Genomic DNA, 21,414 nt, shown 5'->3' with positions numbered 1-21,414 from the left:
ATCCTCCTCTTTGCCCGCCGGAGCCCCTCCCATGCCCACCACCCTCAAAATCGATTTCGTCTCCGATGTCTCCTGCCCCTGGTGCATCATCGGCCTCAATGCGCTGGAGCAGGCGGCGGACCGGCTGCAGGGCGAGGTCGCGCTGGACCTGCATTTCCAGCCCTTCGAGCTGAACCCGCAGATGGCGCCCGAGGGCCAGGACATTGGCGAGCACCTGCAAGAAAAGTACGGCGCCACGCCCGAGCAGAGCCAGAAGAACCGCGAGGCCATCGCGGCGCGCGGGGCGGCGCTGGGGTTTACCTTCAGCATGGACAAGCGCAGCCGCATCTACAACACTTTTGACGCACACCGGCTGCTGCACTGGGCCGAAGAAAAGGGCGTGCAGCCTGCGCTCAAAAAGGCGCTGTTCAAGGCGTACTTCACCGACGGGCAGGACCCGAGCAACCACGAGGTGCTGGTGCGTGTGGCGGGCGAGGTGGGGCTGGATGGGGCCGAGGCGCGTGCGCTGCTGGCCTCAGACCGCTACGCCGACGAGGTGCGCGAGCGTGAGCAGTTCTATCTGCAAAACGGCATCCATTCGGTGCCTGCGATCATCATCAACGAGCGCCACCTGATCCAGGGCGGGCAGCCGGTGGAGGTGTTTGAGCAGGCGCTGCGGCAGATTGCAGCGCAGGGTTGATGCTATATATTTAATAGCTATAAAGGCATGATGGACGCGCGGAGAGAGCTGTTTTGAATCGAAAAAAAGGGGCCGATGGCCCCTTTTTTGATGCTGAGCCCTGCTCCCGCCTCGCCTCGCCTTGCCTTACTTGCGCAGCGGAATGGCCGTGGCGCGGTCCACCGGCACAGCGGTCACGCTGTTCTGTGGCGAGCCGTCGATGAGCTTTTCGGAGTAGGTGAGGTAGACCAGCGTGTTGCGCGGTGCGTCCACCATGCGCACGATGCGCAGGCGCTTGAACAGGATGGACATGCGTTCGCTGAACACTTCTTCCTGCTGCTTGAGCGGCGCAGGAACGTGGATGGGGCCGACCTGGCGGCAGGCAATCGATGCCTCGGCGCGGTCTTCGGCCAGGCCCAGCGTGCCCTTGATGCCACCCACGCGGGCGCGCGAGACATAGCAGGTCACGCCTTGCACGGCGGGGTCGTCGTAGGCCTCGACGATGATGTCGTGGTCGCGGCCGATCCACTGGAAGGCGGTGTCCACCGTGCCGATCTTTTCGCCGGACGCTGCCTGCGCCGTGCCAGCTGCGCCCACCCAGGCGGTGGCGGCGGCCAGGGCCAGCAGCGCCGAGGTGGCCACTTGCTTGACGGACTTCACGCAGCAGCCCCGGCTTCGGTGCAGCGCTGGGCCAGGTGGGCCAGAGCTTCTTCCACCTGGTCCACCAGCACCAGGCACAGGTCGCCAGGTTGCAGGCGCGCCAGCGCGGTGTCGATGGCGATGAATTCGCCACGGATTTCTTCGACGTGTGTGGTGCGCGATGCGCCTGCCAGGCCTTCGCGCAGCAGCGCCATCACCTCGCCATCGGCGCGGCCGCGCTGGGCGGCGTCCTGGTACAGGATCACGTCGTCAAATGCGGCACCCAGGATGACGGTCTGGTCGCGGATGTCTTCGTCACGGCGGTCGCCCGCGCCGCTGATGACCACGCTGCGGCGGTTGCCGGGCAGGGCGTCCACGGCGCCCACCAGGGCGCGCATGGCGTCGGGGTTGTGGCCGTAGTCAGCGATCACGGTGGCGCCCCGGTAGTCCATGATGTTGAAGCGGCCGGGCGCGTTGTCGCTGTCGTTCACAAAGCCCGACAGGCCGCGGCGGATGGTCTGCCAGGGCATGCCCACGCCCCAGGCGGCGGCCACAGACGCCATGACGTTTTCAACCTGGAAGCCGATCTTGCCGTTGCGGGTGATGGGCACGTCGCGCAGGTGGATGGTTTCGCGCCACGAGCCTTCCGATGCCACGATGGAGTCGCCATCCACGTACACGGTGCGATGGCCCTGGGCGCGGTGCGTGACCATCACGGGGTGGTGGCGGTCGCTGGCAAAGTAGATCACCTTGCCGGGGCAGGCCGAGGCCATGGCGGCCACGATGGGGTCGGCGGCGTTGAGCACGGCGTAGCCCGTGGGGGCCACGTTCTGCACGATCACGCGCTTGACCACCGCCAGGTCTTCCACCGTGCTGATGTAGTTCATGCCCAGGTGGTCGCCTGCGCCGATGTTGGTGACCACGGCCACCTGGCAGCGGTCAAAACCAAGGCCTTCGCGCAGGATGCCGCCACGGGCGGTCTCGAACACGGCGGCATCGACCTCGGGGTGCAGCAGCACGTTGCGGGCGCTCTTGGGGCCGCTGCAGTCGCCGCTGTCGATCTGGCGACCGTTCACATACACGCCGTCGGTGTTGGTCATGCCCACGCGCAGGCCCTGGGCCGTGAACAGGTGGGCGATGAGGCGCGCGGTGGTGGTCTTGCCGTTGGTGCCGGTGACGGCCACGGTGGGAATGCGGCCATCGTCGCCATGGGCGTAGAGCTTGTCCACCATGGCCTGGCCCACGTTGCGGGGCTTGCCGTAGCTGGGCGCCAGGTGCATGCGCAGGCCGGGGGCGGCGTTCACTTCCACAAATCCGCCGCCTTGTTCTTCGAGCGGGCGCAGCACGGTTTCGGCCACCATGTCCACGCCGCAGATGTGCAGGCCCACCATCTGGGCGGCTGCCACCGCGCGCGCAGCGACCTCGGGGTGCACGTCATCGGTCACGTCGGTGGCGGTGCCGCCGGTGGACAGGTTGGCGTTGTTGCGCAGGATCACGCGCTGGCCTTTGGGTGGCACGGAGTCGGGCGTGAGGTTCTGCATGGCCAGGCGGGCCACGGCGATGTCATCGAGGCGGATCTTGGTCAGCGAGGTGGCGTGGCCTTCGCCACGGCGCGGGTCTTGGTTGACCACCTCCACGAGCTGGCGCACGGTATGTTCGCCATCGCCCAGCACCTGGGGCGGCTCGCGGCGCGCGGCGGCCACCAGCTGGTCGCCTACCACCAGCAGGCGGAAGTCGTGGCCGGGCAAAAAGCGTTCGACCATCACGGTGCCGTACTCAACGGCGTTCTTGTAGGCCTCTTCGAGCTGTGCGCGGTCGGTGATGTTGACCGTGACGCCCTTGCCCTGGTTGCCGTCTTGCGGCTTGACCACCACGGGCAGACCGACCTTGAGGGCGACCTCCCAGGCTTCATCCACGCTTTCGACCGGCCTGCCCAGCGGCACGGGCACACCGGCGGCGTGCAGCAGGCGCTTGGTCAGGTCCTTGTCCTGGCCGATGGATTCGGCCACGGCGCTGGTCGAGTCGACCTCGGCGGCCTGGATGCGGCGCTGCTTGGAGCCCCAGCCGAACTGCACCATGCTGCCGCGTGTGAGGCGGCGATAGGGGATGCCCCGGGCCACGGCGGCTTCGACGATGGAGCCGGTACTGGGGCCCAGGCGCTCGTCTTCGTCCAGCTCGCGCAGCTCGGCAATCACTGCGGTGGCGTCAAAGCTGCCATTGCCCAGCGCGGCTTCGATGAGTTGCTGTGCGTATTCAAACGCCTTGCGGCCCACGGCCTCTTCGCTGTATTCGACGACCACCTGGTACACGCCTGCGTCGGTGGTGGCCGTGGTGCGGGCAAAGGTCACCGGGCAACCCGCCTGTGCCTGCAGGGCCAGGGCAGCGGTTTGCAGCACATGGGCCAGCGATACATCGCCGCCACCGGTTTCAGGGTGTAGCGCGCCAATGGCCGGGAACAGGGCGCGCAGGCGGGCTTCAAAACCGGCCATCTGGCCCACGGCACGCTCGGCTTCCGAGCAGGCCACCACGGCTTCGATGGCCATGTGGCGGCTCCAGAGGTTGGGGCCACGCAGGGCCCGGGTGCGGGATACATCCATGGGATTTCTTTCTGTAGTCTTCGGGGCTCGCGGGCCTCGTTCCAGTCGAAGGCGTGTGTTGCTGTAGGGGGCTGTCAGGCCGGCAGCTCGGGCTCAAAGGTCTTGATGCCCGCGCCGATCAGGTCGGGGGCAATGTCCAGCGCCCAGGCGGTGCCCACGGCGGCCAGCAGGGCCTCGGTGTCGGGCACCACGGCGTTGCGGCCAAAGGTGAGGTCTGTCAGGGCGCCGAGCACATGCTCTGCACTGCCCGTGGCCAGCACTACGCGGCCGTTCTTGACGAAGACGGCGCGGCCGTTGTCCTTGGCGCGGTGTTCCACGATGGCGGGCAGCGTGCCGTCTTGCGCGTACAGCACCACGTCGCCGTCGGACAGCGGGGCCAGGTCGGCCACCTGGGCGATGGCGGCATTGAGCACGGCAGCGCCTTCGGCCAGCACCACGTCCACCTGGGTGCGCATCACCTTGGTCATCTGGTCCTGCTCGTGCACGTCAAACTCGGCCAGGGTTTCCACACCGTCCATGTCGGTCACCACGCCCACCTGGCAGCGGTCATAGGCCAGGCCGTCGCGCAGGATGGTGCGGGCGTCGCTTTCGATCACGGCGGCCTGCACCATCTTGTTCATCAGCAAGCGGTGGGCGGCTTCCCAGTGGGCGCAGTCGGTGGCTTCCACGCGGCGGCGGTCCAGGAACAGGCCGTCGCGGCAGGCCAGGCCGGTGTGGTGTCCGCTCAGGTGCAGCAGCCAGGCCACCACGCGCGAGATGGTGGCGGTGTTGCGGGTGCCTGCGACGCCCACCAGGGGGATGCGGCCTATGCCTGCCGATCGGCCCTCATCGTCGCCTTCGGAGGGGAACAGGTGCTCGGCAATCGCCTGGCCCACGGGGCGGGGCGCGCCCACGGCGGGTTTGAGGTGCATGAGCAGGCCGGGGCCTGCGTTGACTTCCACAATCGCGCCGCCCTGGGTGTGCAGGGGCTTCCCGATGTCGCGCGCGACCATGTCGATGCCCGCGATGTCCAGGCCCACGACCTTGGCGGCCAGCTGGGCGATATAGGCCACCTCGGGGTGTACGTCGTCGGTGCAGTCCACAGCCACATTGCCGTTGCGCTGCACCACCACCTGACGGCCCGCAGCGGGGATGGAGTCGGCGGCAAGGTCCTGGCGCTTGAGTTCGAGCTGCACCTTGGTGTCGGTGGCAAGGTCAATGATTTCGAGCGGGTACTCTTCTTCGTAACCACGGCGCGGGTCGGAGTTGAGCTGGGTGTCGATCAGCTCTTTGACCGTGGAGCGGCCATTGCCCGTGATGCTGACCACCTCGCCGCGTGCTGCCGCCACCACCTTGCCGCCCACCACCAGGAGGCGGTGCTCGTCGCCGGGGATGAAGCGCTCGACCATCACGTCGCTACCTTCGGGGTAGGCCACATGGTAGGCGGCCTCGATGTCTTCCCGCTTGCGCAAATCCAGCGTCACGCCCCGGCCGTGGTTGCCGTCCGACGGCTTGACCACCACGGGCAGGCCGATGTCCTGTGCGGCTTCCCAGGCTTCTTCGGGGCTGTTGACCACCTGGCCTTCGGGGATCGGCACGCCGCAGGACTTGAGCAGGCCCTTGGTCAGGTCCTTGTCGCTGGCAATGCCTTCGGCGATGGCGCTGGTGAATTCGGTCTCGGCCGTCCAGATGCGGCGCTGGCTGGCGCCATAGCCCAGCTGCACCAGGTTGCCGTCATTCAGGCGGATATGGGGGATGCCCCGGTCGGTGGCGGCCGTGACGATGCAGGCCGTGCTGGGGCCGAGGTACTGGTCGTCCACCTCGGTGCGTACACGGGCCACGGCGGCGGCTACGTCAAAGGGTTCGTTGTTGATGGCCGCCATGATCAGTGCATGGCCCTGCGCCAGCGCCACACGGGCCACGCTTTCGTCGCGGGCGCGGAAAACCATGCGGTACACGCCGCGCTGGCTGGTACTGCGCGTCTGGCCGAAGCCTGTGGGCATGCCGGCCAGGTTGAGCAGCTCAATGACGATGTGCTCCAGCACGTGGCCACACCAGGTGCCCTCCTGCAGGCGCTGCAGGAAGCCGCCGCGCTCGCCCACGCCGCAGTGGTGCTCGATCAGCGCGGGCAGCCAGGTGGTGAGGCGGTCATTGAGCCCTGGCAAGAGGTTGGAGGGGTAGTCCTCCAGCTCGCCCAGGTCCAGCCAGACTTCCAGGACCGGCCGGTAGGTCCAGATGTTGGGGCCCCGCAGATAGTTGACGCGAAGCAGTTGGATGTCGTTGAGTTTCGCCATGGATTGCAGCGGGTGTGTTTCCGGCCTTGTGAGGGCCTAGCGTGGAAAAGGGGACGAAGGGGGATTTTGTTGGACGATGATTGTGCGCCAGCCCGGGGCCTGTTCGCAGTGTCAGCCAAATGGCTGCCACAGACGTTACAGAAGGATGCCGTCGCACCGTGGCGTGCAGTATCGGTGAGAATTCCCGCTTTCGCGAGTTCGGCCACCGCAGGCTGCCGGTGGCGGAAAACCCAACCAAAAATGCAACATCACCATTCTGTGGACGCCTCGGGTGTCTTTTCTGGCCCCGTGGGGGGCGAATTGCGGGCCATGCTCGCTTCCAAAGAGAACGTGCTGGCTGCGTTACAGGTTGACCTGAGCACCGCGTTGCGGTTTGCGACAGGCTGGGTGGTGGTGACGTCCGAGCGTCTGCTGGCCTGCGACCCCGGCACCACGGCCTGGCGTAGCTGGCCGCTGGGCGACGGCCTGGTCCTGCGCCTGCACGACCATGGCGGCGTGGGCTCGCTCGAACTGCATGCCCCCCAGGAGCGCCTGGCGCTGTGGCGCTTCACGCTGGCACACCATGCCCAGGCACTGCGTCTGGTGCAGCGGTTCGATCAGCAAGTAGCCCGGGGCGGGAATGGCGCCGAAGACGAGGACGATGAGCCCGCCTGCCCCACCTGCCACACGCCGCTGCCGCCCGATACCGACGAATGCCCGGCCTGCGCCCGTGCCCAGCCGCCGCAAACATCCACTTGGGTACTGCTGCGCCTGTGGCGCTTTGCCCGGCCTTACCGCAAGCAGCTGGCCACCGGGTTTGCGCTCACCCTGGCTTCCACGGCGGCCACGCTGGTGCCGCCGTACCTCACCATTCCGCTGATGGACGACATCCTGATCCCGTTCCAGAACGGAAAGCAGATCGACCCCATGCTGGTGCTGTTGTACCTGGGCGGGCTGCTGCTGTCGGCCCTGCTGGCCTGGGGCCTCTCTTGGGCGCGTACTTATATATTGGCGCTGGTGTCCGAGCGCATTGGCGCCGACCTGCGCACCACCACCTACGAGCACCTGCTGCGCCTGTCGCTGGATTACTTTGGCGGCAAACGTACGGGTGACCTGATGGCGCGCATCGGGTCCGAGACCGACCGCATCAACGTTTTCCTGTCGTTGCATGCGCTCGACTTCGTCACCGACGTGCTGATGATCGTGATGACGGCGGCCATCCTGTTCTCCATCAATCCGTGGCTGGCGCTTGTCACGCTGGTGCCGCTGCCGTTCATTGGCTGGATGATCCACACCGTGCGCGACCGCCTGCGCACCGGCTTTGAAAAGATCGACCGTGTGTGGTCCGAGGTGACCAATGTGCTCGCCGACACCATCCCCGGCATCCGCGTGGTGAAGGCCTTTGCGCAGGAAAAGCGCGAGGCCCAGCGTTTCCGCGATGCCAACCAGCACAACCTGGAAGTGAACGACAAGCTGAACAAGACCTGGAGCCTGTTTACCCCCACGGTGTCGCTGCTGACCGAAATCGGCCTGCTGGTGGTCTGGGCGTTCGGCATCTGGCTGGTGTCGCGCAACCAGATCACGGTGGGTGTGCTCACCGCCTTCATCGCCTACATCGGACGGTTCTACGGGCGGCTCGACTCGATGAGTCGCATCGTCTCGGTCACGCAGAAGGCCGCCGCTGGTGCCAAGCGCATTTTTGACATCCTGGACCACGTGAGCAACGTGCCCGACCCGGCCCAGCCCGTGACGGTGGACAAGGTCCAGGGCGCCATCAGCATGCAGGGTGTGGGTTTCCGCTACGGCAGCCGCGCCGTCATCAAGGGGTTGGATCTGGACATCCGTCCCGGCGAGATGATCGGCCTGGTGGGTCACAGCGGCTCGGGCAAGAGCACGCTGGTCAACCTGATCAGCCGCTTTTATGACGTGAGCGACGGCTCGATCCAGGTCGATGGCATCGACATCCGCCGCTTTGCAGTGGCCGACTACCGCCGCCATATTGGCCTGGTGCTGCAGGAGCCGTTCCTGTTCTTCGGCACTATTGCCGAAAACATCGCCTACGGTAAGCCTGACGCCACGCGCGAGGAAATCGTGGCTGCCGCCCGCGCCGCGCACGCGCACGAGTTCATCCTGCGCCTGCCGCATGGCTACGACTCGCTGGTGGGCGAGCGTGGCCAGGGCCTGTCGGGCGGGGAGCGCCAGCGCATCAGCATCGCCCGCGCGCTGCTGATCGACCCGCGCATCCTGATCCTCGACGAGGCCACCTCGGCCGTGGACACCGAGACAGAGAAGGAAATCCAGAAGGCACTGGACAACCTGGTGCAGGGGCGTACCACGATCGCCATCGCACACCGTCTGTCCACTCTTCGCAAGGCCGACCGCCTGGTGGTCATGGACCGGGGCGAGGTGGTGGAGGTGGGCCCACACGACGAACTCATGGAAAAACAGGGCGCCTACTGGCGGCTGTACGAAGCCCAGGCCCGCCGCGCCGAAGAAGACGCGCAGGCGGCGGGGGTCATCATCGACAGCAGCTTGCTGCACCCGGCCCATCCTGCGGGCAATCCTTGAAACGTTGTAAGCGACTTTGCCATGAATGCACCCCTGACCCCGTCGCCTGCGCCCGCCTTCCAGTTGGCGCGCAACCCCCATGGCCGCCTGGTTCTGACGCTGCCCGACGGCACGGCGCATGAAGGCGTGACGCCCGTGCGCGCCTTTCCCATCGCCGCGCCCGGCGAGGGCCTCTCGCTGGTGGGCGCAGACGGCCACGAGTTGCTGTGGATTCCCCGGCTGGAGCAGGTGACAGGCCCGGCCCGGCAGCTCATCGACGAAGAGCTGGCGGTGCGGGAGTTTGTGCCCACTATTGAAAAAATCGTTGCTGTGTCGAGCTTTTCCACGCCCAGCACCTGGCAGGTGGAAACAGACAGGGGCCCCGCCAGCCTGGTCCTCAAGGCCGAAGAGGACATCCGCCGCCTGGGCGGGCGCACCCGGCTGCTTATCGCCGGAGGCGACGGCATGCAGTTCCGCGTCAAGGACACCGCCGCGCTGGACCGGCACTCGCGCAAGCTGCTGGAACGCTTTCTCTGACCGGCCCGGGGCCGTGCAGCCCCAGCTGAAGCCCCTCTTTTTTTCTCTTTTTTCGTGCGCTGAGCGCCTTTGAGCGCCTCTGGGCGCCCCTTGGCGCACTGCCAGCAAACACAAAAGCCACAGACTGGCCCTGTGGTTGTGATCGCCCGTGCGCTCAATCCGTGTTTTCAGCCCACATCAGGCTTGTGCATGACTTGAACCTCCTGTGAAACCTAGGTGAAAACCCTCGATTTGGGCAAATCGGTGAAAAAGACCTAAATTTCCCCTTCTTTTTGCCGTTATGAATTACGAAGACGGCGGAAAACCCTCTGCACGCCAAGACACATTCATTCACCATCGGGGCCACTGCCATGCAAATGCCACCTGTCGATCGATCGCCGAGTTGGCGTCCTCAGGGCGCTGATTTGTATTCCACTGGCGCCTCGGGCGCGCCGCCGGTGCGGCCCATCAATGCGCCCAACCCGGTGGAATCCATGGACCGCCTGGGCGAGGGCGCTGTTGTGCGCGAGCCCGACAAGCCGTCTGCCCCGGACACGGCCAACCGGGACTGGACCGAGGTCAAGAAAAAAGAAACGGTAGAAGAACCCCCTGAGCCCCCCAAGGAGCCCATCTACAAGCAGCTCCTGGAACTGATCCAGTCGATGTGGCGGGCCAGCGGCACGGCGGTGGAGGTGGCGCAGGACATCAACAAGATGACCCTGCAGGAGCGCATGGCGCAGCAGGTCAAGAATGAGCCGCTCACGTACTCGGATCCCAAGGTCAAGCGCACCGGGGGATTGTGAGGTTTGCTATTTAATTGATAGCTTGAATGGCATGTTGGACGCGCGGAAACGGCCAATTTTGCTTGTATTCTTTGCCGCCACGGCATCACGGCCGGGGCGATGAGGCGGCAGCTGCCGCCTGGGCGGCGGCCCGCTGCTGGTCCCGCTGCTCCCGGTGTTTGGCGGCAAAGGCCCGCACTTCCTCGTACGACACATAACCGTCCCGGTCGGTGTCCGCGTCATCGAACGCGGCCGCGAGCCGGGGAAACAGTTGCACTTCGGTGCGGCTGAGCTTGCCGTCGCCGTTGAAGTCCAGCATCTTGAAATCACGCTGCGCCTTGGCTTCTCCTTTGGTGGGCGCTGGCGGTGCGTCGGCGTCAGGTGCCTGGGCCCAGGCTGCGCTGCATGCTGCGATCCAGAGGGCGGCCACGCAGGACAGGGTGAGATGGGTGTGCAAAAGGGGCTCCTTGGAAACGAGCGGTGACCCGCACCCAGACAGACCGCGCGCCGGGCGATCAGTTCCCGGCAGCCCGCAGCGGCGCCATGTTCGAGATACCGCTGCTGACATGCCCGGCCGGCACATGGCGCGCGGCCGAGGTCACATGGCCCGTCTGGTCGTCGAAGAAGAAGTCGGGCTCGAACTCGCGCAGGAACTCGCCCTTGGGCAGCCCGCCCAGGAACATGGCCTCGTCCACGTTGATGTCCCAGTCCATCAGCGTGCGGATCGCACGTTCGTGCGCTGGCGCGCTGCGCGCCGTGACCAGGGCCGTGCGGATGCGCATGCCCGTGGTGCTGCCCGCTTCTCCGGCCGACTGCAGCCGGTGCAGCGCCGCGAGCAGGGGCTTGAAGGGGCCGTCGGGCAGCGGCAAGGTGGCCTTGTCGCTTTCATGCTGCTGAAAAGCCGCCAGGCCCTGGGCCTGGTACACGCGCTCGGCCTCGTCGGAGAACAACACGGCGTCGCCGTCAAACGCAATGCGCACTTCGGCGGGGTTGGCGTCACCTGCCTGCATGGATTCGGTCACCACCCGCGCGGCCGGGTAGCCCAGGTGGAGGGCTTCGCGCACATCGGCCTCGTTGGCCGACAGGAACAGGTGGGCGCCAAGGGGCCGCAGATACCGGAACGGATCGCGCCCCTGCGTGAACACCCCGCGCTGGATGGTGGGTAGCCCGTGCGCGTGGCATGAGCGGAACACACGCATGCCGCTCACCGGGTCGTTGCGCGAGAGCAGCACCACTTCGACGCGCTGGTGCTCGGGCGTGTTGAAGGCGAGCAGCTTGCGCACCAGCGAGAACGCCACGCCCGGTGCCGCGGGCACATCCAGCCGTTGGCGCTGCAGGTCCACATAGGCGCGGTCGTTGTCCTTCTCGAAGACGCGGTTCTCTTCCTCAAAATTGAACAGCGCGCGCGATGAGATCGCCACCACCAGCTTGTCGTCCAAAGTCACGGCCATAAGGTCACTTCACAAACTGGTTGAGTTGGATGATGGGCAGCAGCACTGCCAGCACGATCAGCATCACGATGCCGCCCATGCCCACGATGAGCAGCGGCTCCAGGATGGTGGCGAGCGCCATGGCGCGGCGCTGCACCTCGGCGGAGAGCTGGCGCGCCGCGCGCTGCAGCATCACGGGCAACTGGCCGGTCTGTTCGCCCAGGCGCGCGAACATCGACAGCAGGCCGGGGAAGCGTTTTTTTTGCGCCAGCGCCGAGGCCAGCGGGGCCCCCTCGCGCACCAGCACCAGGGCATCGAGCGCATCGGCACGCAGGGCGCGGTTGCTCAGGGTTTCGGCTGCGGCCTGCAGGGCCTTGAGGATGGGCACCCCCGCACCCGAGAGCATGGCCAGCGTGCCTGCAAAACGCGCCGCGTTGTAGCCCCGGGCCAGCTTGCCCACCAGCGGCAGCTTCAGCCAGGCGGCATCAAACTTTTCGCGCACGGGGTCGATGGCCAGCGCCCACCGGCCCCCGATGGCGGCCAGCACTGCGGCCACCAGCATCACCCAGCCATAGTTGCGCACAAAGGCGCTCAGGCCCAGCATGGCCACCGTCAGGAACGGCAAGGCCCGCTTGGTGCCCGCAAACACGCTGGCCACCTGCGGCACCACATAGCCCACGAGGAACAGCACGATGGCAATCGCCACCAGTGTGACGATGGCTGGGTAGAGCGCTGCGCCCACCAGCTTGGCTTTGAGCGCCTGGCGCTCTTCGAGGTCGTCGGCCAGGCGCTCCAGCACCAGTCCCAGGTTGCCGCTGTGCTCGCCCGCGCCGATCACGGCGCAGTAGATGTCGGAAAACTCGCGCGGGTGCTGCGACAAGGCCCGCGCAAAGGTCGATCCGGCATTGACCTCGGCCCGCAGCGCAGCCACCAGGTGGCGCTGGCGTTCGTCGTCGGCCTCTTCCGACAGGGCCGTGAGCGCCCGTTCCAGCGGCAGGCCCGATGAGACCAAGCCGGCGATCTGCCGCGTCCAGATGGCCAGCGCAGTGGCGCTGAACACGGGCCGTGTGAAAAGGCGCTGGCCCAGGCTGGCGGCACGGCCGTTCTGTGACTGGCCGGTTTGCACCGGCTCCACCGCCAGCGGCACTAGGGCCTGCGCCCGCAGCAGGCTGCGCGCAGCCTTGGCGGTATCGGCCTCCATGAGGCCCTTGCGGGTCTGGCCCTGGGCGTCCAGGGCTTCAAAGGAAAAAGCGGGCATGCGGGCGTGGGCGGTAAAGCGGTGGCGAGGAAAGCGGGCAGTCCCACACCACGCAGACGGCTGGATGAGGTGGGTGGAGTCGCTGCAGCCCCAGATGGTAGCCGCTACCTGAGGTTCCCCCCTCCAAGCAATGCCAGCCAACGCCAGCCTTCGTTGCGTGATTCAGGTCAAGGCATTGACCAGCCCGGCGCGCAGAATCAAAAATGGCCTGCCGCATCCGGCGGCAGGCTGTGTGGTTGGACAAGGAGTCTTTTATGTTGAAGAACAAGGTTGCGTTGGTCACCGGGGCTTCGTCGGGCATAGGTCGTGCGATTGCTCTCGTCTGGGCCCGTGAGGGCGCCCGGGTGGTGGTGTCGGACGTGAACGTGCAGGCGGGCGAGGAGACAGCAGCGTTGGTGCGCGCAGCTGGGGGGGACGCCATCTTTGTTGCCGCCGACGTGGGCAAGCCCGAGGACTGCGAAGCGGTGGTGAACCGTACCGTTGCCCACTACGGCCGCCTGGACATAGCCTGCAACAACGCTGGGATCGGGGGGCCGCAGGCACCCACAGCCGACTACCCGCTTGACGGCTGGGCCCAGGTCATCAATATCAACCTGTCGGGCGTGTTCTACGGCATGAAGTACCAGATTGCGGCCATGCTCAAGAACGGCGGTGGTTCGATCATCAACATGGCGTCCATTCTGGGCGCTGTCGGTTTTGCGACGGCCCCGGCTTATACCGCTGCCAAACATGGGGTGGTGGGGCTGACCAAGGCGGCTGCCCTCGAATACAGCGCACAGGGTGTGCGCGTCAATGCTGTGGGGCCTGCCTTCATTCACACGCCCATGATCAGCGGGCTGGAGCAGGATGCGGGCATCCATGCCATGCTGGTGGGCGCTCATCCCATTGGTCGCCTGGGACAGCCTGAAGAGGTGGCCGAGCTGGTCGCCTGGCTGGCGTCCAGCAAAGCGTCTTTTGTCACCGGGGCGTACTACCCGGTGGATGGTGGTTATCTGGCGCGATAAAGCGCTAAAGGGGGCGAGCGGGTGCTCAGACTGACGCAGTGGTCTGGCCCAACGTGGCGTGGGCCTGCGCGGCAATATCCAATGACCGCAGGCGCAATGCCGGGTCGTACACATCGCTCACCAGCATCAGCTCGTCAGCGCCGGTGGCTTCGCTGAGCTGCGCCAAACCTGCGCGTACCGTGTCGGGCCCGCCGATCACGGCAGCGGCCAGAAAGTCGCCGATGGCTGCACGCTCCTGAGGCTGAAGACGTGCGGCGTAGTTGTCAACGGGAGGCAGCAGGCGGCGACGGTCGCCCGTCAGGATGCCCAGCACCCGCTGGTAGGTGCTGCTGGCCAGAAACTCTGCTTCTTCATCGGTGGGCGCTGCAATCAGCGGCACGCCAATCGCCACATAGGGCCTGGGCCAGGCGGCAGAGGGGCGGTAGAGCTGGCGGTACAGGTCAATCGCCTGGTGCAGCAGGCGCGGCGCAAAGTGCGAAGCAAACGCATAGGGCAGGCCGCGCTCGGCTGCCAGCTGCGCCGAAAACAGGCTGGAGCCCAATAGCCAGATCGGCACATTGGTGCCTGCGCCTGGCATGGCAATCAGGCGCTGGCCGGGCTCGGCGGGTGCCAGCAGGCGCTGCAGTTCGGCCACATCCTGCGGAAAATCATCGGCGGTTTCGACCCGGCTGCGGCGCAGTGCGCGCATGGTGGCCGGGTCGGTTCCGGGCGCCCTGCCAAGTCCCAGGTCGATGCGGCCCGGGTACAGCTCGGTCAGGGTGCCAAACGCTTCGGCCACTACCAGTGGAGCGTGGTTGGGCAGCATCACGCCGCCGGAGCCCACGCGGATGCGCGAGGTGCCTCCGGCAATGTGGCCCACCAGCACGGCTGTGGCCGAGCTGGCAATGCCCGCCATGTTGTGGTGCTCGGCCAGCCAGTAGCGGGCAAACCCAAGTTGCTCGGCGTGTTGTGCGGTGCGCAATGCAATCTGCAGGGCATCGGCCACGGTACCGCCTTCGCGGACGGCCACCAGGTCCAGCATCGACAGGGCGGGGCGGCGGGAGGTAGAGATCATGGCCGCATTGTCTTGCCCCTGGCGCCTTTGTGCTGGTTCCCGGGCAGAGCTGGCAGGGCCTGAAGGGTCGCCTTTCGCGATTTGCACTGCCGGACGATTTTTTGGTAGCCAAAACGGCGGCGGCGCCACAGAATGTTTCAAGACTTTTCCGTGTGGGCCGGTTCCGGTGTGCGCGACCCCTGGCCGTTTAAGGGATGACGATGGGTTTCTTCAGCCGTTTGTTCAAGATCAAGGAGCAGGATCCGACCAGCCCCGACACCACCTGGGCCATGGAGGACAACGGCAGCGAACTGGTGCTGGACGCCGAATACGCAGCCACCCTGATGACCGAAATCGACATCGATGCCGCCATTGCCAGCCACGAGCGCTGGCGCCTGCAGCTGCAGGACATGGTCAACGGCCGCTCAGAGGAGGTCATGCGCCCCGAACGCATCTGCCACGACGACCGTTGCGACCTGGGCCGCTGGTTGTATGGCACGGGGCGCGTGCGGCTCGGGCACTACCCTGCATTCGAGATGCTGGTAGCCCGCCACAAATACTTTCACCAGCAGGCCGCCGACGTGGTCACGCTGTTCCAGTCGGGCGAGCAGCAAAAGGCGGTGCAATTGCTCAACAGCAGCTGCCGCCATGCCTCCAACCAGGTGCTGTTGTTGCTCAAGGAACTCAAACGCGGGTTGGGGCGCTGAGCCGTGCACGCCGTGCATGGTCCAGCGCTTGCGTCGCTGGTTGCTCTATTTTTGATAGCTATTGACGCATAACAGCAAGGCGCTGGCGTCGGTTTTGAACGGACTCTTGTACGCATCGTGCTGAGCGCATAGCCCCAGCGCCCACCGGACTGCTCGCGGTCCTCCTGCATCGGCACACAGCTCTTACATCTGCAGACACGCCCCGGAGCCAGAAATGGCGATGCCGTGGCTATCCTTCGGCCCGCACCGCCCCCCAGGCAATGGCATGGGCGCTGGCGTTGGTGCAGACATAAACCAGCAAGATGAAGAGAGGGAACCCCGATGGACCGCCGCAAATTGTTGACGCTCGCCACCCTGGCATCTGGCGTGAGCGCCGTATCCCCTGTGTGGGCACAGTTCGACCTGGGCAAGGTGCTCGATGCAGGCAAGGACCTGGCCAAATCCGAGTCGCTGACCGACGAAGAGGTGAAGGCCGCCTTTGACCAGATGGCCGCTGAAAGCGACCGCCAAAACCGCATTGCCCCCGCTGGCAACCCTTACGCCACGCGCTTGAACAAACTCACGGCGGGCTTGGGCACGTATGACGGCCTGAAGATGAACTTCAAGGTCTACCTCACCCCCGACATCAACGCCTTCGCCATGGCCAACGGCACCATCCGTGTGTACTCTGGCCTCATGGACAAGTTCACCGACGACGAAGTGCGCTACGTCATCGGTCACGAAATCGGCCACGTCAAAATGGGCCACAGCAAGGCCCGCATCCAGGCCGCCCTGCGCACCAGCGCACTGCGCAACGCCGTGGCCTCCAGCAACAGCAAGGCGGGCGCCATTGCCAGCTCGCAGCTCGGCGACCTGTTTGAAAAGGTGGTGCGCGCTCAGCATTCGCAAAGCAACGAGCGTGAAGCCGACGACTACGCGATGGGTTTCATGAAAGCCAAGCGCTACGACGGCAAGGCCTGTGTGACGGCGCTGGAGAAACTGGCGGCCATGTCGGGTGGGGATTCAAGCAGCTTCCTGTCCACCCATCCGTCACCCAAGGAGCGGGCGGAGCGGATGAAGACGCAACTGGCCTGAGTCCGCCAAGCGAGACTTGCCTTGAGGTCAATATGGAAGAACGGTGCAATGATTAAAGATACGGTGGGTCAAGGCGGCCGAAATAGCGTGAGCGACACGCTGATCGTTCAACGGCTGCTCAATCAAATCGACATTCCTGGTGCTCATCAGCTTGTTACCGATGGTTCGCCGGGCGTTCGGACCATCTTCAAGATCCAGGCATTCCAGCGCAGTATTGGTATTCCAAGGCCGGACGGTCTTATCCTGCCTCGCAGCAAAACCATGACTGAATTGATGTGCCGCGCAGATGCGGAGAACTCTGTGCATGCCCAATTGGTACTAACCAACCCGGCGCCTACCAGCGCAGACTTGGGCGCACCTTGGATTGCGACTGCTGAACGTGAAATCGGGCAGAAGGAGGTAGTTGGCTCCAAGGCCAATCCGCGCATCATGGAATATCACAAAGCCTCCAAACATTGGGCCAAAGATGATTCAGGAAAACTGGACGCGTGGTGTGGATCGTTTGTTGCCTGGGTCATGTCTCAGCATGGCTACGCACCGCCCAGGGATGCTTACCGGGCCTTGGAATGGGCCAAGTTTGGTACTTCGCTCAAAGCACCTGTTTATGGCGCCATTTGCGTGAAAAGCCGGTCTGGTGGTGGGCACGTCGCATTCGCTGTGGGGCAGAGTCGGGATGGCAAGGACTACTACGTTTTGGGCGGCAATCAAAATGACGAAGTGAATATCAAAAAATATCCTGCAACCGTATGGGACGCCTTTGTCTTTCCTACAGGAGTTGTGGCCGGGACCTCGCTGCCTGTCTACCAAGGTACTGCGGAAAATGCTGGAAGGGAGTCGTGATGCAGCGCAAGAGTTTGGGCTTATGTTTGACGCTGTTTCTCGGGGGGGGCATTGCGGCACCGGTTGTATTGGCCCAGGCTCCTCTGCCTCAGGTCGAGGAGGCAGCGTCTTCTCTGAAAGAGCCACTGGAGAGGGCGGTTGCACAGACGCCCTATTCAGCACTTGTCATTCATACCCGTGTCGATATCGAACCTTTGTACCCAAAGAAAGGCGCATCGGTGGGTCAAGATGAGTACACCGAAGAGCGCGCTGTTTATTACGCGCGTGTGCTGGAAACGTTTCGTGGCAAGACCGTCCAGCAGGTCCGCTATGAGGTGTGGGGGGAGCGCGGAGAGGCGGCAGTCATTGACAGCAAGCCCCAGATACTGACTTTATGTTCTGGACCACGAGGCTTCTATTGGCCTGGCACGGGTGCCAGCTTTCCCGCAGATCCAGAGCTTGTGGTGTTGGCACGGCGTACAGGGCGCGAAGCAGCCGCAGGCTCATCGCGAAAATTTGTGCAGTGCAATTGATTTGTGCGCCACGTGTTTTTCCGATCAAGCGTCGCGGGTCGGGCGTTCGGTGGCAAACGGAAGAATGGGCTGCGAGCTAGCCTGTCTCTTCTTCAATAGCTCCGCCCCCCCTTGTACATCGCATGCTGCCGCCGGTTCAGCGTGGCCGCCTCGCCCAGCCGCCCCATCGCCGCGCCAGCATGCGCATGGGTGATGGCCATGCCCAGGCCGTCGGCTGCATCGGTGCCCGGCAGCCCGGGCAGCTGCAGCAGGCGCCGCACCATCTCCTGCACCTGGCTCTTGGCGGCGCGGCCGTGGCCGACGACGGCTTTTTTCATCTGCAGGGCGGTGTATTCGGCCACGGGCAGGTTGCTGGCCACCAGGGCGGTGATGGCGGCGCCGCGTGCCTGACCCAGCAGCAGGGTGGACTGGGGGTTGACGTTGACGAACACGATTTCGACCGAGGCCACATCGGGCTCGTAGCGAGCGGCCACCTCGGTGATGCCGTCGAACAGGATCTTCAGGCGCCCGGGCAGGTCGCCCAGGGCCAGCGTGGTGGTGCGGATGGTGCCGCTGGCCACGTAGCTGAGCTTGTGGCCGTCCACGTCCACCACGCCAAAGCCGGTGGTCTGCAGGCCGGGGTCAATGCCAAGAATGCGCATTTGCTATAAATTTAATAGCTGTTCAAGCAATATGGTCGCGCGCAGACGGCCATTTTTGATCAAAGTCCGAAGTACCAGCGCACCGAGTGGAAGAACACAGGGGCTGCAAAACACAATGCGTCCACCCGGTCGAGCAGGCCGCCGGCGCCGGTGACAGACATGCCCTGCATGCCCCAGCTCGTGATGCCCCGGTCGCGCTTGAGCGCCTTCATAACCAAGTGCCCCAGGCTGCCCGCCACGCAGGCCAGCAGGGCCATGCCCAGCGCCTGGCCGGGCTTGAACGGGGTGATGAACGACAGCAACCCGCCCGCCAGTCCACCGGCCGCCACGCCGGCCAGCCAACTCGCCCACTGGAAGCTCTGGCTCACCTGCGGCGCCACGGGCTTGTGCGGAAAGCGCCGCCCCAGCAGATGCTGCACCACCATGCAGGTCTGCACCACAAAGACCAGGAAGAACACCAGGAACGCGCCCTTGTCGCGGTAGCCCGGAAAATCGAGCAGCAGCAGCGCGGGCACATGGCTCATGCCATACACGCAGACCATGATGCCCCACTGCAGCTTGGCGTTGCGCTCCAGAAAGCGCTGCGGGTCGTTGGCCAGTGCGCTCACCACGGGCAGCGCCAGGAAGACGTAGACCGGGATGAACACTGTGAACAGGTCAAAGTGTTTGCTGCCCACGATGTAGAACTGCAGCGGCAGCACCACGAAGAACGCCAGCACCAGGCTGCGGTGGTCACCGCGCCGCGTGGGCGAGAGGGTGATGAACTCGCGCAGCGCAAAAAATCCCACGATGGCAAACAGCACGGTGGCCACGGTGTCGCCCAGCACCCAGCCCACCCAGAACACGGTGGCCATCATCCACGAGGTCTTGAGCAGGCCCCAGAAACGTTTGGCCTCCAGCATGCGTGCTTCGGACTCGGGGTCGTCACTCGCATGTTCGCGCAGATTGCGCACAAAGGCCCACACGGTGACGATGGACAGGATGCCGAACACGGCAAGGAAGAGAGCGCCGATCTGCTGGGTGGCGGTGAGGTTGCGAAGGAAGTCGTTCATGTCGTTGCCGCCTGGCCGCCCGAAGGCAAGGACGCGCCCCCTTGGGGGGCAGCGATACGCGAAGCGATGAGCGTGGGGGCTTGTAGTGCGGTTGCCGCCCGGCCGCCCGAAGGCAAGGACGCGCCCCCTTGGGGGGCAGCGATACGCGGAGCGATGAGCGTAGGGGTCATATTCAGACGTCCCGCAGTGCAATCACCGCGCGGCGTGCGCGGTCGAGGAAGGGGCGGCGTTCTTCGCCTGTTTCCAGCTGGATCGGTGCGCCAAAGGTCACCGAACACAGGATGGGCACGGGCACCACTTCGCCCTTGGGCATCACGCGCTGCACATTGTTGATCCAGGCGGGCACCAGCACCACCTGCGGAAACATCTGCGCCAGCTTGAACAGGCCGGATTTGAAGGACTGCGGCTCGTCGCCATGGCCACGCGTGCCCTCGGGGAAGATCACGATGGAGTCCCCACTGGCCAACGCGCGCACCAGCGGCGCCAGCGGGTCGGACTCGGGCAGGGCAGCGCGCAGCTCATCGGGCGTGGGCGCGCGCGGTGGCGCTTCGGGAGAAGGGTCGGGGCCGCCTGCCATCGCGGTTTCGGCACCCGCAGATGCGGTGGCCATGGCGTTGCTCACGCCCATGGGCTCTGTCGTCACAGGGGCGGGCGGGTGCGCGGGCGCGGCCTGGCGGTCCACATACACGGCGTTGAACACAGCCGTGGTGATCCACTGGCGAAAGGGCGTCTTGGTCCAGTAGTCCTTGGCCGCGATGGGCCGCGTGATGCTGCGAAGCTCCTCGGGCAGCGCAGCCCAGATCAGCACCATGTCGGCGTGGCTCTGGTGGTTGGCGAAATAGATGCGCTGCTCGGCCTTGGGCGGGCAGCCATACCAGCGGGCCTGGGAGCCGGTCAGAAACCGCACGATCCCCAGCAGAAGGAAACTCATCAACTTGGCAAGCATGGCGGGGATGATACGGGCGCCGGGCGTGCATGCCTGGCGGGGACCAGCGCGACGCTACACCCAAATGCGATAGGCCCAGAATGCCTCGTCGCCATAGATGCCGTCGTACAGCGCCTGCGGCGCGTAGCCCGTGATGCGGCGCGTGACGCGGCACAGGTGCGGCTGGTCAGAAAAGCCTGCGCCTGCGGCCACGTCGGCCCATTTGACGAAACCTTGCGCGGCATCGGCCGCAATGGTGTCGAAGAACGCCTGCTCGGCTTTGCCAAAACCGCGCAGCTCGCGCAGCGGCAGCCCGGCCCAGCGCTTGATACGCCGCTCCAGCTGGCGCAGGCTGCGGCCGGGGGCAGAGAGGGCAGCCCGTTGCGCCAGATGCATGGCCCAGTCACCATAGCGCTGCGTGGGCAACGCCTGCGCGGGGCGACAGGCCTGCCAGCGGGGCTCCAGGAAGTCTTCCAGGCATTGCAGGCGGGCCGCGTTGTCGGGCTGGTTCTGCACGGCCTCGCACAGTGCAATCCAGTCGGGTGGCAACGCAGACTGTGCGTCCACCATGCGGTCGGTCAGGGCGCCCGGGTCCACGCCGGTGAGCTGGTGCAGCGCGTCGGGCATGAACATCACCATCATGGCGTGCGTGGGCCCTGCGCAAAAGCTGGACGTGGGGCGGGTCTGCGGGCCCGCCAGCACCCAGCGGCCGGGGTAGGCCTCGCGCGGACTGTGCTCTGTGGGCATGGTGTCGGGGCGCTCGGCCACCAGGGCCTCGCTGCGGCCTTCAAACCACCAGCTCAGGCTGCACAGGGGCGATGCCGGAAACCGGTTGATGCGCTGCGCATCGCTGAGCGTGTAGCCCACCGTGCTGCGCGCCATAGCGGCACGCAGGCAGGCCGTGAGGCTGGCACGCGGCAGCCACAACTCGCCCGAAGGGATCAACC

The 21,414-nt window shown here is 65.5% G+C and carries 20 protein-coding genes; 9 read left to right on the top strand and 11 right to left on the bottom strand.

From position 1 onward, the window contains the following. The first annotated feature begins 31 nt into the window (after positions 1-31). A complete protein-coding gene (locus DBR12_RS17970) occupies positions 32-679 on the top strand; it encodes a DsbA family oxidoreductase (protein WP_108618511.1) in 648 nt (215 codons plus the stop codon). A 126-nt stretch (positions 680-805) separates the two neighbouring features. Here DBR12_RS17970 and DBR12_RS17965 read toward each other — a convergent pair whose 3' ends face one another. From DBR12_RS17965 to cphA (DBR12_RS17955), 3 genes are all read right to left on the bottom strand, one after another. Continuing rightward, a complete protein-coding gene (locus tag DBR12_RS17965; protein ID WP_369861656.1) occupies positions 806-1,318 on the bottom strand; it encodes a CreA family protein in 513 nt (170 codons plus the stop codon). Beyond that, entirely contained in the window at positions 1,315-3,894 is a 2,580-nt protein-coding gene (gene cphA, locus DBR12_RS17960; RefSeq protein ID WP_108618510.1) for a cyanophycin synthetase, read from the bottom strand. The genes DBR12_RS17965 and cphA (DBR12_RS17960) overlap by 4 nt, the downstream gene beginning before the upstream one ends. A 74-nt stretch (positions 3,895-3,968) precedes the next feature. Then, a complete protein-coding gene (gene cphA, locus DBR12_RS17955; RefSeq protein WP_108618509.1) occupies positions 3,969-6,167 on the bottom strand; it encodes a cyanophycin synthetase in 2,199 nt (732 codons plus the stop codon). A gap of 240 nt (positions 6,168-6,407) precedes the next feature. Between cphA (DBR12_RS17955) and DBR12_RS17950 the strand changes: the two genes are divergently transcribed. The 3 genes from DBR12_RS17950 to DBR12_RS17940 all read left to right on the top strand — a co-directional run bounded on the left by DBR12_RS17950 (position 6,408) and on the right by DBR12_RS17940 (position 10,012). Further along, a complete protein-coding gene (locus DBR12_RS17950) occupies positions 6,408-8,714 on the top strand; it encodes an ABC transporter ATP-binding protein (RefSeq protein ID WP_108618508.1) in 2,307 nt (768 codons plus the stop codon). Between the two features lie 21 nt (positions 8,715-8,735). Next, positions 8,736-9,230, top strand: coding sequence for a DUF1854 domain-containing protein (locus DBR12_RS17945; protein WP_108618507.1), 495 nt, complete (start codon positions 8,736-8,738; stop codon positions 9,228-9,230). 350 nt (positions 9,231-9,580) lie between these two features. Next, a complete protein-coding gene (locus DBR12_RS17940) occupies positions 9,581-10,012 on the top strand; it encodes a hypothetical protein (RefSeq protein ID WP_063459004.1) in 432 nt (143 codons plus the stop codon). A gap of 85 nt (positions 10,013-10,097) precedes the next feature. Here DBR12_RS17940 and DBR12_RS17935 read toward each other — a convergent pair whose 3' ends face one another. The 3 genes from DBR12_RS17935 to gspF are packed head-to-tail and all read right to left on the bottom strand — an operon-like array spanning position 10,098 to position 12,679. Then, the gene (locus DBR12_RS17935) at positions 10,098-10,448 is read right to left on the bottom strand and encodes an EF-hand domain-containing protein (RefSeq protein WP_233244791.1); all 351 of its coding nucleotides are present in this window, start codon (positions 10,446-10,448) and stop codon (positions 10,098-10,100) included. A gap of 58 nt (positions 10,449-10,506) precedes the next feature. Next, positions 10,507-11,442, bottom strand: coding sequence for a 5'-nucleotidase (locus DBR12_RS17930; protein WP_108618505.1), 936 nt, complete (start codon positions 11,440-11,442; stop codon positions 10,507-10,509). Between the two features lie 4 nt (positions 11,443-11,446). Continuing rightward, on the bottom strand, positions 11,447-12,679 hold the full coding sequence (gene gspF, locus DBR12_RS17925; RefSeq protein ID WP_108618504.1) for a type II secretion system inner membrane protein GspF: 1,233 nt from the start codon (positions 12,677-12,679) through the stop codon (positions 11,447-11,449). Between the two features lie 254 nt (positions 12,680-12,933). Between gspF and DBR12_RS17920 the strand changes: the two genes are divergently transcribed. Then, positions 12,934-13,683: an SDR family NAD(P)-dependent oxidoreductase gene (locus DBR12_RS17920; RefSeq protein WP_108618514.1), complete on the top strand. Its 750-nt coding sequence runs from the start codon at positions 12,934-12,936 to the stop codon at positions 13,681-13,683. 25 nt (positions 13,684-13,708) lie between these two features. On the opposite strand, the gene DBR12_RS17915 is transcribed toward DBR12_RS17920, so the two are convergent. Beyond that, a complete protein-coding gene (locus tag DBR12_RS17915) occupies positions 13,709-14,737 on the bottom strand; it encodes an LLM class flavin-dependent oxidoreductase (protein WP_108618503.1) in 1,029 nt (342 codons plus the stop codon). Positions 14,738-14,937: 200 nt separating this feature from the next. Between DBR12_RS17915 and DBR12_RS17910 the strand changes: the two genes are divergently transcribed. The 4 genes from DBR12_RS17910 to DBR12_RS22060 all read left to right on the top strand — a co-directional run bounded on the left by DBR12_RS17910 (position 14,938) and on the right by DBR12_RS22060 (position 17,849). Then, positions 14,938-15,423: a CZB domain-containing protein gene (locus DBR12_RS17910; protein ID WP_108618513.1), complete on the top strand. Its 486-nt coding sequence runs from the start codon at positions 14,938-14,940 to the stop codon at positions 15,421-15,423. A 321-nt stretch (positions 15,424-15,744) separates the two neighbouring features. Beyond that, positions 15,745-16,497: a M48 family metallopeptidase gene (locus DBR12_RS17905; protein WP_108618502.1), complete on the top strand. Its 753-nt coding sequence runs from the start codon at positions 15,745-15,747 to the stop codon at positions 16,495-16,497. A 48-nt stretch (positions 16,498-16,545) separates the two neighbouring features. After that, complete coding sequence (locus DBR12_RS17900) at positions 16,546-17,337, top strand: TIGR02594 family protein (RefSeq protein ID WP_108618501.1); 792 nt, start codon at positions 16,546-16,548, stop codon at positions 17,335-17,337. After that, positions 17,337-17,849: a hypothetical protein gene (locus DBR12_RS22060; protein ID WP_146185568.1), complete on the top strand. Its 513-nt coding sequence runs from the start codon at positions 17,337-17,339 to the stop codon at positions 17,847-17,849. Before DBR12_RS17900 ends, DBR12_RS22060 begins: the two co-directional genes overlap by 1 nt. 92 nt (positions 17,850-17,941) lie before the next feature. Here DBR12_RS22060 and ruvC read toward each other — a convergent pair whose 3' ends face one another. The 4 genes from ruvC to DBR12_RS17880 all read right to left on the bottom strand — a co-directional run bounded on the left by ruvC (position 17,942) and on the right by DBR12_RS17880 (position 21,412). Beyond that, positions 17,942-18,490 (bottom strand): crossover junction endodeoxyribonuclease RuvC, encoded by a 549-nt coding sequence (gene ruvC, locus DBR12_RS17895; RefSeq protein WP_094291524.1) that lies wholly within the window; start codon positions 18,488-18,490, stop codon positions 17,942-17,944. Positions 18,491-18,549: 59 nt separating this feature from the next. Continuing rightward, the gene (locus DBR12_RS17890; protein ID WP_108618500.1) at positions 18,550-19,542 is read right to left on the bottom strand and encodes a phosphatidate cytidylyltransferase; all 993 of its coding nucleotides are present in this window, start codon (positions 19,540-19,542) and stop codon (positions 18,550-18,552) included. A gap of 172 nt (positions 19,543-19,714) precedes the next feature. Further along, the gene (locus DBR12_RS17885) at positions 19,715-20,488 is read right to left on the bottom strand and encodes a 1-acyl-sn-glycerol-3-phosphate acyltransferase (RefSeq protein WP_108618499.1); all 774 of its coding nucleotides are present in this window, start codon (positions 20,486-20,488) and stop codon (positions 19,715-19,717) included. A gap of 54 nt (positions 20,489-20,542) precedes the next feature. Further along, positions 20,543-21,412 (bottom strand): helix-turn-helix domain-containing protein, encoded by an 870-nt coding sequence (locus tag DBR12_RS17880; protein WP_233244788.1) that lies wholly within the window; start codon positions 21,410-21,412, stop codon positions 20,543-20,545. Positions 21,413-21,414: the final 2 nt, after the last annotated feature.

The sequence above is a fragment of the Acidovorax sp. HMWF029 genome (assembly GCF_003060895.1).
Classification (GTDB): Bacteria; Pseudomonadota; Gammaproteobacteria; order Burkholderiales; family Burkholderiaceae_C; genus Acidovorax.
Note: the sequence above shows the minus strand (reverse complement) of the source record. Positions and strands in the feature narration are given on the sequence as shown.

Coding starts and splice junctions, on each gene's coding strand:
- DBR12_RS17970 (WP_108618511.1), top strand. CDS start 32: ATGCCCACCACCCTCAAAATCGATTTCGTCTCCGATGTCTCCTGCCCC.
- cphA (WP_108618510.1), bottom strand. CDS start 3,894: ATGGATGTATCCCGCACCCGGGCCCTGCGTGGCCCCAACCTCTGGAGC.
- cphA (WP_108618509.1), bottom strand. CDS start 6,167: ATGGCGAAACTCAACGACATCCAACTGCTTCGCGTCAACTATCTGCGG.
- DBR12_RS17950 (WP_108618508.1), top strand. CDS start 6,408: ATGCAACATCACCATTCTGTGGACGCCTCGGGTGTCTTTTCTGGCCCC.
- DBR12_RS17945 (WP_108618507.1), top strand. CDS start 8,736: ATGAATGCACCCCTGACCCCGTCGCCTGCGCCCGCCTTCCAGTTGGCG.
- DBR12_RS17940 (WP_063459004.1), top strand. CDS start 9,581: ATGCAAATGCCACCTGTCGATCGATCGCCGAGTTGGCGTCCTCAGGGC.
- DBR12_RS17930 (WP_108618505.1), bottom strand. CDS start 11,442: ATGGCCGTGACTTTGGACGACAAGCTGGTGGTGGCGATCTCATCGCGC.
- gspF (WP_108618504.1), bottom strand. CDS start 12,679: ATGCCCGCTTTTTCCTTTGAAGCCCTGGACGCCCAGGGCCAGACCCGC.
- DBR12_RS17920 (WP_108618514.1), top strand. CDS start 12,934: ATGTTGAAGAACAAGGTTGCGTTGGTCACCGGGGCTTCGTCGGGCATA.
- DBR12_RS17915 (WP_108618503.1), bottom strand. CDS start 14,737: ATGATCTCTACCTCCCGCCGCCCCGCCCTGTCGATGCTGGACCTGGTG.
- DBR12_RS17910 (WP_108618513.1), top strand. CDS start 14,938: ATGGGTTTCTTCAGCCGTTTGTTCAAGATCAAGGAGCAGGATCCGACC.
- DBR12_RS17905 (WP_108618502.1), top strand. CDS start 15,745: ATGGACCGCCGCAAATTGTTGACGCTCGCCACCCTGGCATCTGGCGTG.
- DBR12_RS17900 (WP_108618501.1), top strand. CDS start 16,546: ATGATTAAAGATACGGTGGGTCAAGGCGGCCGAAATAGCGTGAGCGAC.
- DBR12_RS22060 (WP_146185568.1), top strand. CDS start 17,337: ATGCAGCGCAAGAGTTTGGGCTTATGTTTGACGCTGTTTCTCGGGGGG.
- ruvC (WP_094291524.1), bottom strand. CDS start 18,490: ATGCGCATTCTTGGCATTGACCCCGGCCTGCAGACCACCGGCTTTGGC.
- DBR12_RS17890 (WP_108618500.1), bottom strand. CDS start 19,542: ATGAACGACTTCCTTCGCAACCTCACCGCCACCCAGCAGATCGGCGCT.
- DBR12_RS17885 (WP_108618499.1), bottom strand. CDS start 20,488: ATGCTTGCCAAGTTGATGAGTTTCCTTCTGCTGGGGATCGTGCGGTTT.